General features: G+C 67.6%; 13 protein-coding genes and 1 pseudogene. 7 read left to right on the top strand and 7 right to left on the bottom strand.

Features of this window, described 5'->3' with window-relative positions:
- Positions 1 to 423 precede the first annotated feature (423 nt).
- A pseudogene (locus tag ACGF3C_RS32960) lies at positions 424 to 1205 on the bottom strand (transposase family protein).
- A 487-nt stretch (positions 1206 to 1692) separates the two neighbouring features.
- Between ACGF3C_RS32960 and ACGF3C_RS32955 the strand changes: the two are divergent.
- Together ACGF3C_RS32955 and ACGF3C_RS32950 are read left to right on the top strand one after the other, a co-directional pair.
- The gene (locus tag ACGF3C_RS32955; RefSeq protein WP_393227675.1) at positions 1693 to 2490 is read left to right on the top strand and encodes a hypothetical protein; all 798 of its coding nucleotides are present in this window, start codon (positions 1693 to 1695) and stop codon (positions 2488 to 2490) included.
- Between the two features lie 769 nt (positions 2491 to 3259).
- Positions 3260 to 3433 carry a hypothetical protein gene (locus ACGF3C_RS32950; RefSeq protein WP_393227673.1) on the top strand — a complete coding sequence of 58 codons (174 nt, stop codon included), beginning with the start codon at positions 3260 to 3262 and terminating at the stop codon, positions 3431 to 3433.
- Positions 3434 to 3850: 417 nt separating this feature from the next.
- Here the strand turns inward: ACGF3C_RS32950 and ACGF3C_RS32945 are convergent, their stop codons facing one another.
- Entirely contained in the window at positions 3851 to 4474 is a 624-nt protein-coding gene (locus tag ACGF3C_RS32945; protein WP_393227671.1) for a hypothetical protein, read from the bottom strand.
- 72 nt (positions 4475 to 4546) lie between these two features.
- On the opposite strand from ACGF3C_RS32945, the gene ACGF3C_RS32940 reads away from it, so the two are divergent.
- Complete coding sequence (locus tag ACGF3C_RS32940; protein WP_393227669.1) at positions 4547 to 5218, top strand: hypothetical protein; 672 nt, start codon at positions 4547 to 4549, stop codon at positions 5216 to 5218.
- A 640-nt stretch (positions 5219 to 5858) separates the two neighbouring features.
- Here ACGF3C_RS32940 and ACGF3C_RS32935 read toward each other — a convergent pair.
- On the bottom strand, positions 5859 to 7040 hold the full coding sequence (locus tag ACGF3C_RS32935) for a restriction endonuclease (RefSeq protein WP_393227667.1): 1182 nt from the start codon (positions 7038 to 7040) through the stop codon (positions 5859 to 5861).
- Between the two features lie 826 nt (positions 7041 to 7866).
- Between ACGF3C_RS32935 and ACGF3C_RS32930 the strand changes: the two genes are divergently transcribed.
- Entirely contained in the window at positions 7867 to 8535 is a 669-nt protein-coding gene (locus ACGF3C_RS32930; RefSeq protein ID WP_393227665.1) for an HNH endonuclease family protein, read from the top strand.
- A gap of 53 nt (positions 8536 to 8588) precedes the next feature.
- Here ACGF3C_RS32930 and ACGF3C_RS32925 read toward each other — a convergent pair whose 3' ends face one another.
- The 4 genes from ACGF3C_RS32925 to ACGF3C_RS32910 form a co-directional block, all read right to left on the bottom strand.
- Positions 8589 to 8840: a hypothetical protein gene (locus ACGF3C_RS32925; protein ID WP_393227664.1), complete on the bottom strand. Its 252-nt coding sequence runs from the start codon at positions 8838 to 8840 to the stop codon at positions 8589 to 8591.
- 134 nt (positions 8841 to 8974) lie between these two features.
- Positions 8975 to 9208, bottom strand: a complete 234-nt coding sequence (locus ACGF3C_RS32920; protein WP_393227662.1) for a hypothetical protein — start codon at positions 9206 to 9208, stop codon at positions 8975 to 8977.
- Entirely contained in the window at positions 9208 to 9366 is a 159-nt protein-coding gene (locus tag ACGF3C_RS32915) for a hypothetical protein (RefSeq protein ID WP_393227660.1), read from the bottom strand. Before ACGF3C_RS32915 ends, ACGF3C_RS32920 begins: the two co-directional genes overlap by 1 nt.
- Positions 9367 to 9518: 152 nt before the next feature.
- On the bottom strand, positions 9519 to 10496 hold the full coding sequence (locus tag ACGF3C_RS32910; RefSeq protein ID WP_393227658.1) for a DUF6745 domain-containing protein: 978 nt from the start codon (positions 10494 to 10496) through the stop codon (positions 9519 to 9521).
- Between the two features lie 325 nt (positions 10497 to 10821).
- Here ACGF3C_RS32910 and ACGF3C_RS32905 point away from each other — a divergent pair, with 325 nt between their 5' ends.
- The 3 genes from ACGF3C_RS32905 (at position 10822) to ACGF3C_RS32895 (ending at position 17858) form a co-directional block, all read left to right on the top strand.
- Entirely contained in the window at positions 10822 to 12561 is a 1740-nt protein-coding gene (locus tag ACGF3C_RS32905; RefSeq protein ID WP_393227656.1) for an Hsp70 family protein, read from the top strand.
- 1 nt (position 12562) lies between these two features.
- On the top strand, positions 12563 to 14662 hold the full coding sequence (locus ACGF3C_RS32900; RefSeq protein WP_393227654.1) for a hypothetical protein: 2100 nt from the start codon (positions 12563 to 12565) through the stop codon (positions 14660 to 14662).
- 373 nt (positions 14663 to 15035) lie between these two features.
- Complete coding sequence (locus ACGF3C_RS32895) at positions 15036 to 17858, top strand: BTAD domain-containing putative transcriptional regulator (RefSeq protein ID WP_393227652.1); 2823 nt, start codon at positions 15036 to 15038, stop codon at positions 17856 to 17858.
- The last annotated feature ends 39 nt before the right edge of the window (positions 17859 to 17897 follow it).

The following is a 17897-nucleotide window of genomic DNA, read 5'->3' as shown; positions in this document are numbered from 1 at the left end:
CTCATCGGATGCTCCACAGGCCAGCAAATTAAATAGGCAACCCGACCTGTGTCCCAAATGCGAATGGGCGGCAAACCCTCCCGGCGTCGCCAACTTAGCGTGCCTACACTTCAGGGGCGCTTCGGTCCAGGCCGAGACAGGGAGTGTTCTCAAGGGGAACACCATAGTGACCCTTATGGAACGCGATCTCCGTCAGCAACGAGCAGAAGCCGACCAGTAGCGTCGCTCAGGCTGCCGCCTACCGCTTCGCCTCGGCACGCTGTCACCGATTCCGCTGTCGCGCCAAAGTGGTGATACCACCAGCTGCCACGAGCGCCGCCACGATGGCCACGATGTGCGGGGCCGACCAATTCGTTCCGTTGAGGATCGCCTAAGGGGCGTGTCGTAACTGGGTGAAGGCGTTGCCTTGTGCCGGCTTGGTGGTCAGCCGGCGAGGATGATGTTGTGGAGGTTGGCGATGCCGGAAGCGGCGTCGGACAATGTGTGGCCAGCACGGCGATAGTCGCGCAGGATCTTGAAGCACTTCATCCTGGCCAGGGCATGTTCAACCCCTGCTCGGACGGTGCGGTGCTCGACGTTGAGGGCTTGCTTCCAGTCCGGCAGTTCGCTGCCGTCAGACGGCTTGCGGTACGGCATGATCACTTCGGGGTTGCCGCGGTAGCCGCCGTCGGCCATCACCGGCCGCCCGTCCAACGTCTCGGCGACGCCCGAGGTGCGGTAGACGATCGTGTCGTTGCGGTTGCCCGGCTGCGGGTCGCCGACAGCGATGACCAGACGGGCGGAGGCGTCGATAGCCACCTGCACGTTCGTCGAGTACCGGTAGTTCTTGCTCCGGCCGGCCAGGCGGTGATCACGGGTCGGGATAGGCGTCCCGTCAACGATCGCGATCTGCTCGACCGGCCGCTTACGCACCGGCGCCAGGGCCAGCAAAGGCGCGAGGGCGTCGATGACCCGATGCGCAGCCGAGTGCGACACCCCGAACAGCGGCCCGATCTGGCGCATCGTCAAGTTCGTGCGCCAGTACGCAGCCACCAGCAACACCCTGTCGGCCAGGTCAAGGGCTGCCTACTGCCGGCCCGGCCGGCCGTCAGCGATGCCCTCACCGCCGCGCTCAGCGACAACCTGACCAGGCTGCGGAACTGTGCGGGCTGCAACCCGGCGAACGGAAAGATCCACCCCGGGAGGGCCGCCGTGATCACCTGCACCCAGGCATCCTGACCGACCATCCTCAGCAGACAGACACCGGGGTTACGTGACGTCCTTAGATCGCTCGGTCGGGGATGAGAATGACCCATCCGGCACTCCCATCGAACCGTCAGCCGCAGGTGAGAACACTACCAACCGGGGACGGGTGCCGCACCGGCGTCAACATGCGGTTGAGCCGTGTGCAACCGCTACGACGGACAGACGACAGACGCAGCGGCCTACTACGGCCGTGCCTAAGGGTGCGCGAGTTGTCGAACCAAGACCGCTGAGCCGCCGCAGCTGGACCGCGGCGCTGCCGTAGTCCGGTGTTCAGGGCGTCTGTACCCCCTCGCTGGGGAGCCTTCAAGAGAAGGGCGACCTACCTGCGCAGACGGCGCGTGATGGTGGTCAGGGCTCCGTGCCTGCGATGTGACACCGTTTCGCACACCGGCCGCGCTGGCGAGGTGGACGAGGGCTTGATCGTATTGACCCGCTACTCTGATCCCCGTGGAATACATCGCTGGCTCGTATGCGCGGTTCACGGCCGTGCGTCCGATCAGCGACGTGGACGCGGTGTCCCTGTTGGGGAAGCCCGGCGTGGGCAAGACTGCTCTCCTGGCCGGTCTCCTGGCAAATCAGCTATCGACCAAGCTGTCCAGGTACTACGACAAGGCCACCGGTTCGACGTTCGATGCCTATCCTGATCACAGGCCGGTCACCAGGCTGATCGCTGGCTCCATCGCACGTGCGTGGGGCTGGGCTGGTTCTTTGCCCAACAACGAGTCAATTAAGATCGACTTCACACCCCTCGATGCGTCTGTCGAAGTTGTGCCTGCGTTCAACGATGCGAGCGCCGCAGATCATAAGCGGGCTAGCGCCTCGTGGTGGTCTGCGCTATACCGCTCCATCTCGAAGAAGCTGTCGGCGGTCGAGCAGGAGCTAAGAGATCCTGCAACGCTAGAGCGGCTTGAGCAAGAGCAGGCTGCACGCTGGTCCGGATTTTATCGCCCGAAGATGTCGACGTCGGCGCTTTGGGCCCTCTCCCTAGCCCTTGCCGCCCCTGTTACGCCAGTTGAGGACGAGGGTCGCGGTCTTGCGTTTGGCGCGGACATCCGACGCGTACTGCTGCGCCGTGCACTGGTCCTCGTCCGACGGATGCTCGGCCGGACGAGCGTCAGGCTAACGCATGCTGCGCTAGCGGCCGCCGACGTCGACTACTCGATCGAAAGCCACCGCAGCCGTGCGCCTGGAAGTGCCCGAAAGACCTTGCCATCCCTTGTCTTTCGGGAGCTAGCGGCCGTGTAGATCCGCGCTCCCTCGTCTAGCGGGAGCCCTACGTGCCAACCTGGCCTTCGGAACTTATCGATCACCTGCCTTCGGAAGCCCTCGTGCCGCTGGGGGTGGCCTACTTCGGGTACAGAGCGGTCCGCCGCTTCCTTGAGTCACCCCTCACCATCGCAACGCTCTTCGGTGTGCTCGGGGGGCAGGAGCGCCGCAAGGACGCGATCGAAATCGTAGGCAAGCTATGCGCCGGGGATGACGATCAAGCGGACGATGAGCAGACCCCGCTGGTACCCCGGCGGTGGGGCCGTCGCCGACGCCGCAAGAAGCGGTGACAGGAGCCCTCGAGTCCGTTCGGAGGCGCTTGGCACGTACGGGGCGGGTATCCACGCGGGGTGCATCTCTGCTACGGGCTGTGACGGACTCTGAGCCGCCGGACTAGCTAGGTGTTGGGGGGATCGTGGTCGTCAACGCGGTGCCCTGGATATACCGTCGGGCGATCAGCGGTCGCCTAGGTCAGAGGTAGATGGACGGTCATAGTCGAGCATGGCGAGAGTCATCGGCCGGCTCCGCCTGTGTGGTTGATCAGCGGTCACCACCCTGTGCTTCCGATGGGAGTATGGGAATTTTACATGTCCAGGTTCGGACCCCAGCCGGCCCGTCTGCTGTTGCGGCGTTGCGGCTACATGGAAACCTTGCTGAGCATCTTGGGGCGGTGAGCGTCACTTCCTGAATCTGCTGGCCGGGTACACCCGCCCGATGCCCGAGGTCGTGAACGACCACCGTCTGGCTGATGCCGTACCACTTCACGGCCTACGCAAGCGATCTGGCCGCGTACAAGCTTTACCTCGAATCGCTGTTCGGCGTGACGTACACGCTCGGACGCTTGGCTGTTGATCGAGGACATGTACTCGATCTGTCGGCCGTCGCAATGAACGCAAGGCCGTCCGCCCTCGGGCCTTGGTGAAGAAGGCTGCCCGATGGCAGCGACCGCACGGGTGCTCGACCTACACGTCGTGGTCGACGGCGAGGCCATCTGAGTCCTCACCCCTGACGAGATCGAAGAAGCCGAGGGTGAGGAATTCGAAGCCCTCGTCCAGCAAGAGGAGCGGAGGCTCCCGGTGTGGCTGTGCGAAGGATGCACCCGGCCCTGGCCCCGTGCTCGTGGCCGCAGTCGGAGTGGTTCAACCGGCCGTTGTCAGTGACCTTGGGGGCGAACTCCAGCTTAGCCGCGATGGCCTTCTTCGCCGGGTTCTGCGGGCGGCCTCCGTGGCCTTCGTCGTGATGGTCTTCCGGGGTGGGCTCCGTCATGATGTCCTCCTCGGTTGTCACGCTCCCTAATGGAGCAAGCCTAAGGTGAGAGGACCGCAAGCTGGCATAGCCCCTACCCCACCTGGTCTGAGGCTCTGTCTCCATCAGTTGGCATCGAACCGGGTTTGGCGACGACATTGTTGAGGGCAGCTGCTAGCCGCCATGCGGCGGTTACGAATTCCCGTGCCTCGGGCGGGTCGGGGATGACCCGACCATGTACTACCCGGTTCCGAAGGTCCTGTAGCCGTCGTGCAAGGGCGAGGAGGTCATCGTTGATAACGCCCCCTCGATGCATGTCCCGCAGCCGGAGGTAGGGCGGAAGAGGTCTGGTCTGGTCAGCCGGTGTCAAGGCGTCCTCTACCAGGTGCCACGCCCGCATGACGCCGCCAACAGGATGCTGTTCGGCCTCATCGAGAAGATCGGTGAGCGTTGGGTTGGAGGTCAGCCGCCCCGTGTGTCCGCGAGGGACTTGTAGGTCTAGTTCCTCTGGCTTGTAGGGTGCCGCCACTTCGGCCAGCTCGCTCGTTGCGGCCAAATCCTCCTTGAACTCAGCCTCAATGCCGCCAGGGCCCGCAAACCGGGTGAGGCGCTTCATCAGCTTGGCGAGTTCACGCCGCAAGAGGAACACTGAAAGCCCCACCACGGTGGGCCACGCCAGCCCTGTGACGATCTTGACGGTCGCCTCAACCCATCCCACGCGACGCATGCTAGTTGCTTGATGCGACCCTTGTTGTCCGGCACTACCCTGGTCCGGCACTACCCTGGTCCGGTGCTCGTTGCTGAAGCCCCGAAGATCACCGACTGGATGCAGGCGTGGGGGAGCCTGGCCGGTCTCGTGATGTCAACCGCTGCTGTGATCTTTACCGGCTTGCTGTTCCGTCATGAGATTCGGGTACGGCGCGAGGAGCAGCGGGATAATGAAGCTGCGCAGGCTCGGTTGATTGTCTGCGGCGTTGCAGGAATCGACGTCCGGGGCGACGAGGTCCGGGGTGCCTCTTGGTATGTGGCAAACCATAGCTCAGCCCCAATTTTCGACCTAAAGGCATGGATCGTTGCCAACTATGCGGCAACCGAGGTGGTCTTCGAGGGTGCCGAGGAGCTAGAAACACTTCGTGTTCTTGAACCGGGGCAGACGCACCGTGGAATGTTGAACTTCCGAGATACGTATTCGGCGGAAATGGTGGGCCTTGACCATCTGGCCTGTGCCGCAGAATTTTATGATGCTGTTGGGCTTCAATGGAGGCGGGAGGGAGGGCTATCTCCTGATCGGATAATCGAATTTGATGACACTGAGCGGAGTTTACTCAACCTGGCATGGTTGTATCTCTGGCCGGTGTCCGACCCTCTCAATTGGCTCTGGGGTAGGTCCGTCGCCGCGAAGCATGCAGCAAGCCTTCATATGCAAGTTGCGGTGCTCCGACGCGAGAAGCGCCGAAGGTAGGCTTACACCCACCATTGCACCGACACCTGCTGACGAAGAACCTGCGCGCGGTGGAGATCAAGCCGCTGCCCGAACCTCTGAAAATCTTCGCCCCGTCGGCTTGTGAGGTTGCTGGCCACGCCCGCCGGATGCCGGGAAACCTCGATGCGTTCGATGACCGAGGCGAGGATCGTCCGCTTCCATCTGTTGTCCTTGTGAGGCCACACCGCGCGTAGCTCAGCACCAGCGGGCAGGCGGGTGTGAACGCGTGACCGCGCGGGCCCTTGCGAGTGCTGCCTGGTCGGCTTGAAGCTGCTGCACAATCTTGGCTCGGCGTCGGCGCTACTCAGCCTTGGTGATCTCCTCGGCGTCGTACTCGTCCCCGACCCGTTTCAACCGGCGCTCGCGTCATCACGGCCCCCTCCTCACCAGGCGCAACGCTCGGCAGGTCAGGCCGCAACACCTTTAAATCCACAAACCCGTCAGTGCGCGGACAGCGGCTAGACGAGGACATCCGACAGTTACCCCCTTGATGTGGGGTCAGCTTCTTCCGAGTTTGGTAGGCGGGTGCGCCGTTGTTGTTCGGACTGCCAGGCCAGGAGGCGCGTGATGCCGCCGATAGTTTGAAGGATTGGACATGGGCAGGGATGCGCTCAAGCGCTCAGTCGGCGTGGTTGAAGTGCCGGGGCGTCCCGTTCCAGGCGTGGTAGAAGCGGCCGTCGTCGGCCAGATACACATTGCCATGGCGTCGGGCGGTGAAGGACTGGTCTGCCGCGGGCAGGCGGCGGGAGAGGTCAGGGGTTTCCGTGCCCAGCATGGGATCGGAGGGCTGTGGGATGTAAACACCGTTGAGTGGGACCAGGCGGGCAGCCAGGGGAGTTTCTGCAACGACAGCTGCCCAGGCTGAGTAGATCATCTCGACGCCGGCGTCCGCGACGATGATCTTCGCGTTGTCGAGATTCCAGGATGCTGCCTGTTGCGTGAGCCAGTCAGGATTTGGCAGTAGTCCACGACACCATTCGGCGATGTCCTGTCCGTCAGCAAGGTGAAGCGGGATCGCGCTTTGGTTGACTTGGGCGAATTTTCGGGCTGAGGGCAGGAAGCTGCTTGAGGTAATAAGAAGACTTCGGTCGGCGCTCTGAGCATGAGCCACGCCGAGGATGGAGGCGACCAGTTCCAGGCCGATCTTCTCCCGGTAGCGCTTCACCGACACGACGGTGAGTTGCTGGCCGTATACGGGATGCTCGCTTAGGTGGATGTCCACTCCGCCGTCGTTGGCTCCCGGGCCGAGGACGGTGGTGTAGCCCTGGGCCTCGAACACGGAGGCGCACAGCTCCTCGAATCTGCGCCAGTGAAGGTTGACGAGATGCTCGGGGTAACGGCCGAAGTGCTCAAAGACAGTGCGGTAGATCGCCGTGTAGTCGGGCGCTACCAGGTGAGCGTGCCACTCGAACGCTTGAAGCGAGGCTAGCCGGGCGTGCAGCTGCAGGCTCAACGGTGCGTCGTCAGGAACGCAGATCTCGTGGAGGCCAGGGGACGTCGTCGAGAAGGACAGGCCAAGCGAGCCGAACCACTCCCAGAAGTCGTCCTGTCCTTCCGTGCAAAGGCGGTCTTCGACCTGCTGGTTGTTGTTGTACATGATTGCGGCGACCGGCCAGTCGCGCGGAGGCAGGTTGACATGATCTTGGAACGTCTTGAACCCAATCTGGTCAAGGCTGTCCACCCAGCCATGCTGGATGAGCCAGTTACGCACCCGGTCGCCGATGGCATCGGCCAATGCCTGCTGGCCGCCTGCATTCAAGAGTGCTAATAGTTGCGACGGGATGGCCGTCTCCTCAGGCACGTAGCGGACCATACCTATCCGCGCTCTGCGGCGAGGACGAGCTTCGCGGTGGCGTCAACCGGCGGTGCCATGGGAAGTGCGAGAGCTGCAGCGCGCAACGCAGCCCGGCATGTGCCCCTGAAAACCGCCCGACCGTACCGGACACTGCGCATCCGCCTATCAGCCACGAGCGTGCGCGGGGATTGGCTCGATGAGGCGCGTGCGGCCGAGGCCGCTCTCGTGCCGAGATGCACCACCAGCAAGATGATCAACGTCGGACCGGCAACCTGACGGATCCCGGCGGTCGGGAGTGACGTGTCGGCATTGGCGAAGAAGTTCGCCGCGGAACGGCGATGATGAGCAGCGATAGCTGAAGGCAATGGGTGGACGTCGACTCGGCCGCACCAAACCTCCCAGCGATGATCCCCGATGGGTTTACGGTAGCGGGTAGGCGCCCGCCCCCGCGTATCACGGCTGGTGGTGCGGACCGTGATACGCGACGAGAGCCACGGCGTCAACCAGGGCTCCTCGGTGGCGCGTCACTTGATGAGCACTGCATCTGCGCCACCTCCGGGAGAACATCGGGCGATGCGTGCGAAGTAGTCTCCGGTCGACCTGCGCCGCTGGGAGCTGGGCGTGCAGTCGTGCAACAGCTGACGCCGTACTTCGCGTATCCGGAACAGGCAGCCGGCGAGGCTGCGTTGAGCCGACCCGGCTCGTGCCCGCACGCCAGCCACAGAGCGCTTCAAAGTTTCCTGACTGCTTCCTCACCCCTTCACAAAGGCGCCCTTCGATGGCAACGATCGTCAGAGACGGTTGCCGTCCACCCAGTCCCGAGGAGGCCCCTATGCGGGTAACCCCAGTCTCTGCCCGTTTCCCACGCATCGCGCGCTACGCCGCCGCAGTCGTCCTCGCCGCCGTCGCCGCCCTGGTCGGCGTCAGCGCGCAGCCCGCGTCCGCCACACCTCCCGGAATCCCCTCGAAGGCGACGGCCCAGTCGCAGCTCAACGCCTTGACCGTGGCGACGCAGGGCTCAACGAGCGGCTACTCCCGTGACCTGTTCCCGCACTGGGTCACGATCAGCGGTAGCTGCAACACCCGTGAGCAGGTCCTCAAGCGCGACGGCACCTCCGTCGTTGTCGACAGCTCCTGCGCCCCCACCTCGGGCCGCTGGTACAGCCCGTACGACGGCGCGACCTGGACGGCGGCCTCCGACGTCGACATCGACCACGTCGTGCCGCTCGCTGAGGCGTGGCGCTCCGGGGCCAACTCGTGGACGACCAGCCGCCGGCAGAGCTTCGCCAACGACCTCACCCGCCCGCAGCTGATCGCGGTGACGGACAACGTCAACCAGTCCAAGGGCGACCAGGACCCCTCCACCTGGCAGCCGCCTCTGTCGTCGTACCGGTGCACCTACAGCAAGATCTGGATCACTGTGAAGTACAGCTGGGGCCTGACGCTGCAGTCGTCGGAGAAGTCCGCCCTGCAGAGCATGCTCAACACCTGCAGCTCCTGACCACGATCCGGCTGGCGGTCTGCACCCCCGAGGTGCGGACCATCAGTCGGGTGCTAGGTCTGCCGTGGCGGCTGGCTGTCGCCGGACTGCTTGCGCCACTGGCCGCCCGCGTCGGCGGCGAGCAGCCGCTTGACCATGGCGAGGGCCTCGCCTTCGGTGTCGAACTCCCACCGCAGCACCCGGCCAGTCTCGCTGTCGCCGGCTCGGGCGGTGACCTTCCACCGGACCTCGCGGACGAGCCACACATCCCGGCGGCCCAGGCGACCCCAGATCCCGTTCCACCAGCGCGCCGCCACATCCTCCACCAGCGAATCGTACAAGCGTTCGATCAGCGGATGATGTCGGGTAGCGGTGCGGCCGGGCTGGGGTGGTGTGGTGTGGTTGTCCGGTCGGAACACAGGCCGCCGCGGCTTAGGTCGGTCGGCAGGCCATGCCGACGTCACTGGTCCTGGGGGGCAGGGCCGTCGTACCGGAAGGTTGGCGGGTCGACCTCACCGGCGCAGCGGAGGTAGCGGTGCTGCACCGGCGGGCTGGGATGCTCGCGGGCACCGAGGTAGGCGCCGCTCTGTGCCAGGACGATGGCCTGCGGAAGGGACCCGTCGTCGTCAACCTCAATGTGGGTGAAGCGGCCGTCGGCGGGTCCGCCGAGCAGCCATGCCTCGACGGCGGGCATCAGCGGCTCACCGTCAGTGTGGCGGCGGCTGTCAGCAGCCCGGCGACGGCGGCGATGAGGGCGGCCGTCGCGCCGATGAGGCCGCTGACCCCGGCGAGGTGCTCCAGCGGTGTCGGCCTGTCCGTGCGCCGTGATCGGCTGCGTCCACCCCGGGTCATGGCTGCGCTCCTTCGTCGTTGGAGGGGACGTGGCGTCGTCCCTGCGCAGGTACTTCAGCAGGGGTAGTCCGGCCGATCAATGCCTGATGCGCAAAGTTGTGGACAACTCAGGTGCCTGTGGATAACCAGATGATCACTGCGGGCTCCTGAGATCATGCGCCGCTCGGCGCCGATCCCGAACGTGGCGGGTCGACGAGAACGCCGTCATGGACCCACACGTGGTGACCGTCGCGCCATTGAATAGCTGGCCCGTCGCCGCCATGGAGACGGTCCTGCTCGTCGAGTGTGAGCAGAGTGGGTCGCTCGCTCATGACCACGGTGTGGGGGAAGGGCCACCAGGGGCCGCTGGTGAGGGCGACGTCGCGGCATCCCTGCCAGGCGGTGCCGGGGTCCGTATCGAAGATTCTGCGGTAGGTGTCGATGGCCGCCAGGACCGTGAGGTCGGGGTAGAAGCACCAGGCCGGGTCGAAGAATCGGTCGTTGAGCTCGGGTGTGCTGTAGCGGACGACGGCACGAGCCTCATCGTTCTGGTCGACGAGCCCGTGCTCGTCGGGCCAGTACCAGACCGGTTGGAGCGTGTAATCGGTGCTGATCGCGCGGTCAATCGCTGACCAGGCTGGGCTCAGGACGTGCCGGTAGGTCTGATGCACGGCGTGAAGCACGGGCCGCAGCGCCGATCGCTCGGACGGCAGGACAGGCGGGCACAGGTAGGGCCGCTCCATCAGGTCGTATCGCTCGTCCATGCCGTCGTAGCGTTGCTCGCCGTAGAACCCGTTGCGTTCGAAGTGGTAGTGGAATTCGCCGAAGGCGGTGAATCGGTCAGTGTCGCTGGCCCGATCGATGAGTGGGGTGCGGGCTGCGGACAGCGCCTGGTTCAACACCGTGCGACGCACGGAATTGACGAGTGGAGCTTGCCCTTCTTCGAGGAAACTCCTGATGAGCTTGAGTGCGGCCCAGGGAGACGGGCACCAGATGAATTCTGTGGGCTCGGGCTTTCCTGCGGTGCGGTAGGCGGCGCGGGCTGCGGCTTCGGCGGTGTCGTGGTCGGCGGGTTCGGTTGTCAGGACTGTGCGGGTCCATGTGCGGGCGATGCCGTCGGTGGGGTGGGCGGGTGTGTTCGAGGGCTTCACGATTCCATCCAATGCGTGTTGGTGTCGTTGGCAAGAGGCACGCAGGCGGGAGACGGCCTATCCACGAGGGTTCCTCGGGGAGGTTCGTCGGCGGTTCGGCGGAGGGTGACGCTGGTGCGGTTTCGGATGGCCTCTGCTGGCCGTGAGTGATTGACAGGTGACGTGAATGTGATCCTCATGTTTGACTATGGACATGGGGTCGGGGGAAGCGCGGTTGTCGATCGACTGTGGCAGCGCCGGCACCCAAGCCGTCCTGGCGTGGGCCGATGGCAGCGCGCACGTGCTGTCATTCGACGGGAATCCACCCCTACACAGCGCGTCGTATATGCCCGCGAACGGACAGGCGGCGGGGCAACCCGCGGCGCCCATTCCGCGCCCGCGCCATCCGGTCGAGGACGCGACGGCAGGTGACGCTGGCGGCGACGCGCTGGAGGTGGCGGCGGCGCCGCTGCGCCGGGTCGCCGCCGAAGCCGAGCGGGTCGTCGGTCAGCCGGTGCGGGATGTGCGGGTGGTAGTCCCGGCGGGGTGGGGGCCCCGGCGGCGGACCTGGATGCGGCAGGTCGCGCACCGGGCGGGGTTGCCGCAACCGCGTCTGGTGGAGGCCCCGGTGGCGGTCGCCGAGTATCTGCTCACCACTGGTGTGCGGGTGCCGGTCGGTGCGTTCCTTGTCGTTTGTGATGTCGGCGCTGGCGCGGAGGTGACGGTGCTGCGCCGCGGGCCGGCCGGGTTCGAGGTCCTCGCGACCCTCGCCGACGCGGCGGCTGGCGGCACGGCAGTCGATCACGCGCTCGCCGACGCCCTTATAGGCGCGTCGATGGGAGAGGGCCAGGGTGCGTCGCGCGCGTCGGTGGGGGACAGCGTTCGGGTGGCCAAGGAAGCGTTGGTGAGCCATCCGGCTGTCACGGTTCCGCTCCCGGACCGGCCGCCGGTAGTCGCGAACAGCGCGATGCTCGACGAGGCCGTCCGGCCGGTGGCGTGGCGCGTGGCGCAGTTGACGCAGGAGACGGTCGCCGCCGCTGAGCTGACGGTCGGCGACCTTGCCGGTATCTACTGTGTGGGCGGCAGCGCCCAGTTACCGCACCTGGCGTCGGCGATCGCCGAGCACACAGGCGCCGCACCCGTCGTCGTGCCCGAGCCGGCGCTGGTCGCGGCTAGGGGCGCCGCGGACGTCGGCGCCGTCGATACCGGAACGGTCGAGCGGGTGGAGGTGCACGTCCCGCCCGTGCGGCGGGCGGCGGCGATCGCCGTGCCCGGCTTCGCGTCGCTCGCCCTGATCTGGCAATGCCTCCTGACCGCCGAGGAGCACGGGGTGCTTGGCGTGTACTACTCGGTGAGTGTGAACTGGGGCGAGTTCACGATGGCGGCGGTGATGGCTCTGCTGGCGTGCCTGGCCGCGGGCACGGTCCTCGGCTCGCTGATCGCCGCCCGCAGTCCCACCCCCGGCACCCGAACCGAAGGGGGAAGGGTCAGCGTCGGGATCCTCGCCGCGGTGTCCCTCGGCGCGGCGATCGCTGGCCTGTACGCGGTGGTCACCAGCCAATACTTCGGTATGCCCGTCGGCCCGTACCTGAAGTGGGCGCTGTGGCCCATCGCGCCGGTGTCGGTGATGGCCGTGGCGATGGCGCTCGTCGCCGCCCGGCAGTGGCGTTCCCCGCACGGCGGCTGGTCGGCGTTGCTGGCCGCGCCGACCGGATCCATCGTCGCCGCCACGCTCGGCATGGGGTTGATCCAGTACTCCCTGACCGCCGATCGATGGCCGGATTGGATCCTGTGGATCGAGATAGCCGGCCGCGTCGGCGGTTTCCTTCTCGGCGTCGCCGTGGTCATGGCAGTGGTGACACCCTTGATGTTCCGCCTCATCCTCGCCGCCCCGCTGGCGGTGATCTTCGCGGCGATCGTCAGTAGACGGGCCGCCGGCATGCTCGGCGTCATCTACGCCATCGCCGTCGCGACCTGGTGGGCTACTCGGCTCTGGAGCCGTGTCCTGCGCCCCACCCCACCCGCGCGCACCGCACCGCCCACGGGCCCGGTTCGAGCGGACGTATCGCCGGGTGGAGGCGGGTGACATGCGCTGGCCGCGGCAGCTGATGTCGCTGCTGTTCGTCCTCACCCTTCTGGCCGGCCCCCCGATAGTGCTGCTGTCACTGATCGGAGCACCCATACAAGGGTGGCCGACCGCCGCGCAGGCCAGGGAGTGGGTGCAGAACCCGCTGACCGAACAGACCCTCACCGCCGCGCTGACCATCGCGGCCTGGCTGGTGTGGCTCCTACTCGCCTACACCGTCACGACCCGGGTGCTGACCCGCCTAAGCGCGACCGTGTCGTGGCTGAGGCGCATGCCGCTACCGACACCCTGGCAAGCCACCGCCGGTGGCATCGCCGGCGCCGCCGTCCTCGGCGTCAGCTCTCACGCGATCACCGCACCGCCACCGCCGCCCACGCAGCCGGTAGCGGCAGGAACCCTGGATGAGGCCGGTAAGCCCACGCCACCAGACGGCGACGTCCTAGCCGACGCGGGGATCAGCGTCGCCGGTGGCTGGCTGCCGCGCGACGTGGCGGAGCAGGTCAGCGCGGCAGCGGCGCTGGTGTGGCTCCGCCGCCGCCGCTCCTACCGGCCCCACCCGCCCGGCCCACCGAGCCGCGAGGACACGGACCTGGTACCGCTGCCCCCGACAGTGGCAGCCGTGCAAGCCGCCCTCGCCGACTCGACGCCACCAGCTACCGAACCCGGCGCCGCCTCGGCCGGCTCGTCGCTGCTCGACCGGCCAACCGTTGGCGGGGCTTTCCCCCGAGCTGCGGTCGGTCTCACCGGGCTGGGGGCGCAGGACGCGGCGCGAGGCCTGCTCGTCACCAGCCTCCTAGCAGGGCGTCATCACCCGGCAGTGTCCGTGGTCGTCACCCGACCTGTCCTGGCCGGGTTGCTCGGCCCCACCGCCGAAACGCTGGGCCCGCGCCTGCCCGGGCTGGCCGTCATCGACAACCTCGGACAGGCAGCAGGGTTCTTCTCCGGAGACCACCCTGGTCGCGGCCTGGCCGGACAAGACCAGGCACAACGGAACACGCAGGAGGGCACCGGCCCACCCGGACCAACCCTCATCGTCGATGCTCTGTCCGCGACGGACAACGCCGATGCCCTGGCGAGTCTGGCCATCGCTTCCGCCGCGGTGGCCGTGCTCGGACGGTGGCCGGCCGGCCAGACATGGCAGGTCGACCCGTCGGGGCGCACCCACTACCAGGACGGCAGCGGGTCAGCCGGGCCACGGATGTGCGTCCTTACCCAGGTCACGGCCACCGACCTGCTCACCGTCATCGCCCACCCCGACACGGCACCGCCACAGCCCGGCACCTCCGGCCCGTCGCGCAACCCCACCCTGGCAGGCCGATCCCCGCAGTGGGACGCCACCGCCCAGGACCACCCCGTCCGCCCCGGCACCGACACACGACGCCTTCAGCTGCGCGTGCTGGGCGAACCGACACTGCTGCTGGACGGCCACCCGGTGGAGATCCGGCGTACCGCCGCGCTCCAAGTCCTCGTGTTCCTCGCCGCCCACCCCGACGGCGCCGACACCCGACAACTGACCGACGCCATCTGGCCGGGCCTGCCCCGCCGCTCTCTCACCGGCCGCCTCTACACCACCCTCAGCGACCTCCGCGCCACCATCCGGTCCACCGCCGGGGTGACCCTCATCGAGCACAGCGACGACCGATACCGCCTCGACCCCACCGCCGTCACCGTCGACCTGTGGCACTTCCACCACGCGGTCCGCGACGCCACCACCACTGTCGCCACCGACCCGACGACCTGGAAGGCCGTCATCGACGCCTACTCCGCTGACCTCGCCGCCCGACGGACCTGGCCCTGGCTCGACCCGATCCGCGAGGCCACACGCCGGAACGTCATCGACGCACATGCGGCTCTCGCCAGCGCCAGCCCTGACGCCCGTGAGGCCCTGGCATGGCTGCAGGCCGGCATCCGCATCGACCCGTACAACGCCGACCTGCACACCCGCGCGGTCAGCGCACTCATCGCCCTCGGCGACCACGACGCGGCGGACCATCTGCGGAAGGATTACGCCCGTCGTCTCGCCGTAGCGGGCATCCTCCCCGCAGACGCGGCGCTCACGACAGCCACCCTCAGGGACCAGCCCGCCATCCCCACCCGGTAACGCCGCCCGCTCCGAGCGCACGGGCAACCCACGTCGGGAAAGCCCGAACTGTGCTACCCCTGCGCTTCCGGCTCCGTTCCCGCCTCCGGCTGCCCCGTGCTCGGTTCCAGACAGCCAGCTCGTCCTTCCGGCAGAAGCCGCGTCCTGGCCTCAGCGGATGCCGTCGGTCGCACCGTCTCTACTCCTATCGGCTGCCTGTGAGCTGGGGTTGTGAGGTCGTGTGAGGTCGTGTGAGGTCCTGTCAGCCTGCGGAACCGCGTCGTCTTCCGCCGCTCGCCCTACGGTCGATTCGTGGCCAACGTTTCACGGCGCTGCCAATCCGGCTCATTGCCGGTCGGCGTCCGGGTCCGCACAAGGCAGCAGGGGAGGGGCGATGAGGTCCAGGGTCGCTTCGGCCGCTCACACGTCGGCGGCCACGGTGCTGCTTGTCGCTGTGCCGGTCACGCTCGTCCGCGTCGGCAGGTGGCCACGCCCGCAGGGCTCGTCGACGACCCTGCTCCGCGGCTGGGTCGAGGAGCCCCTCAGCGGCGGCTTCCTCGCCGGCATCGCCTACCTCGCGGCGTGGCTGCTGTGGGGAATGCTCGCCGCCGCCATCACGGCCCGCCTCTACGCCCAGGCCGTCCGGATGTCACGGAAACTGCCACGGCTGCACATGCCCGGGCCACTGCAGGGCATCACGGCGGCCGTCCTGGGAGCGACCGCCGTCAGCACGGCGGCCACCGCGACGCCCGCCCACGCCAGCGCGACCACAGCTGCCGCCGCGGAGACGACCCATGCACCGCAGGGTCCAGCAGCCACCGCGCGTGCCCACGCCGACGACCAGAGCACCCCACCATCCAACGGCACGGATCAGGCCAAGCACACCTACACGGTGCGGCGTGGCGACACGCTGTCCCGCATCGCCCAGGACCGCCTCGGCGACGCGGACCGCTGGCCCGAAATCTTCACCGCCAACCGTGGCACCCGCTTCCCCCACACCGGTGGGACACTTCGCGACCCTGACCTCATCTACCCGGGCTGGACACTGCGACTCCCTCCCACGGCCGAAGCACCACGCCCCTCGCCCCCACCGACGCCTGCCACAACGCCGACGACACCAGCTCCGTCAGGATCGCCCAGCAGCCCGACCGCAACGGACACCGACGACGGCCTCGTCGAGTCCGCCCCAGCGCCCACGTCTGCGCCAGCCGACCACGCTTCGGCGTCGGGACCAGCTGCCACGCCCACCACTCGCACCGCCGACGAAGGAACCGCCCCAACGCCGCGACCGCAGCCGGGTGTGTCGCTCGGTACGGGTAGCTGGCTCGACATGGGACTCGCCGCCGCAGTCCTCGCCGCGGTTGCCCTCGTTTGGGCACACCGCCGTCGCCGCTACATCCCCCGGCAACCCACCGCGCACCCACGCCTCGACGACCCGAGCGTCAAACCGATGCCGGCAGTGGTCACCCAGATCCGCCGCGGCCTACAGGCCCTGACACCGAGCGCGAAGACCATTCCAGACCCCGGCCCCGGCCTCGACCCTCCGCCCGACGAACCCGTCGTGGATGCTGACTCTGACCCGGCAGACGCGGCCGACGACGAGACCTCCAACCTCACGGCGCACGAGCCGCAGCCGCTTATACCCGCGCCGGCCCGCCCGCTGATCGAGGTGTGCCCGTCCGCGGGACTCGGCCTGATCGGGCCCGGAGCCGAGGCAGCGGCCCGAGGCATGCTGGTGTCCGCCCTCGCCGCCGCCGGACCAGATGACCCCGATAGCCGCCACCACGTCGTCATCGCCTCGGACACCCTCGCCACGCTGTTAGGCACCGCCACCACACTGGCGGACACGCCGCGGATGAGCGTCACCAGCGGACTCAACGACGCCCTGACGCTGATCGAGGAGCAGACGCTGCACCGCGCCCGCATATGCGGCGACTACGAGGTCGACACGATCACCGACCTGCGGGACCGGGACTCCATCGCCGAGCCCGTGCCGCCGACGGTGCTGATCGCCGCCCCCACCGCTGCTCACGAGCGCACCCGCATCGCCGCGCTGCTCACTCAGGGGCACCGACTCGACATCCACGGCGTCCTGCTCGGCGCCTGGTCCGATGGCGACACCGTCCTCGTCGCCGAAGACGGCTCCACCAGCATCATTAGGCACGACGCGAAACAGCACAGCTGTCCTTCCGCCGTCGGCCGCCTGAGCGTCATCAACCGCAGCGAGACCACGGAACTGCTGCGGCTCCTCGCCGAGTCCCAAACCGGCGAGCCTCAACCGCCAGCACCCGCGCAGCGCATGCCACTCGACAGGCTGGTCGGCGCCGCCCACGCGCCGAACCCCACACCCGAGAATTCTGCCGCCGCACACCTGCAGGAGCGCCGCGATCACGCCGGGAATGAACCGCACCTGGCGGGCGACGACCGGCATTGCAGCACCGGCGGACGCGTCGACGTTCGAGTGCTCGGCGGGGCCCGCATCGTGGACATGAACACGACCACGCCGCTGCGCGCGAAAGCCCTCGAACTGCTGGTCTACCTCGTCGTCCAGGACGGCGACGCCGCACAGGACAACATCCTCGACGACCTGCTGCCCGACGCCCCCGCGTCGAAGGCACCGCACCGCCTACACACCTACGTATCCGCACTACGCAAAACCCTCATCCGCACCGGAGGACCCGCCGTCTACCTCACTCACCCGTCGCGCCGCTACGCCCTCAACCGCGACGCCCTCGACACCGACCTGTGGCGCATGCGCACCGCACTGCGCGACGCCGCCCTCGCCACCACCGACACCGACCGCACCGCCGCACTCCAGCGCGCCGTCAACGCCTACGACGGCACACTCGCCGACGGCTTCGACTACGAATGGATCGAGGCATACCGCGAGGGCATCCGCCGCCAAGCCCTCGACGCCCACCTCGCCCTCGCCGCCGCTACCCCTGACCCGGCACAAGCCCTGACCGTCCTCGAAGCCGCGATGCGCCACGACCCGTACGCCGAAGCCACCTACCAGCAAGCGATGTGCGTCCACGCCGCACTCGGAGACCTCGAGCAGATCCGCTCCCTACGCCGAGCCCTCACCCGCCGGCTCGACGAGATCGACGCCGAACCCAGCGAGGACACCCTCCGAGTCGCCGACCGGCTCATCGCCGACCTGCGCCGGCAGATGCCCACCGGGAAGACCGACTCCCACAAGAGCGGACTTCACCCATGACGCCGGACCCTTCGGCGGCACCCGACGCTCGTCGTGGCA

This window comes from Micromonospora sp. NPDC047762, assembly GCF_043204655.1.
Classification (GTDB): Bacteria; Actinomycetota; Actinomycetes; order Mycobacteriales; family Micromonosporaceae; genus Micromonospora.
Note: the sequence above shows the minus strand (reverse complement) of the source record. Positions and strands in the feature narration are given on the sequence as shown.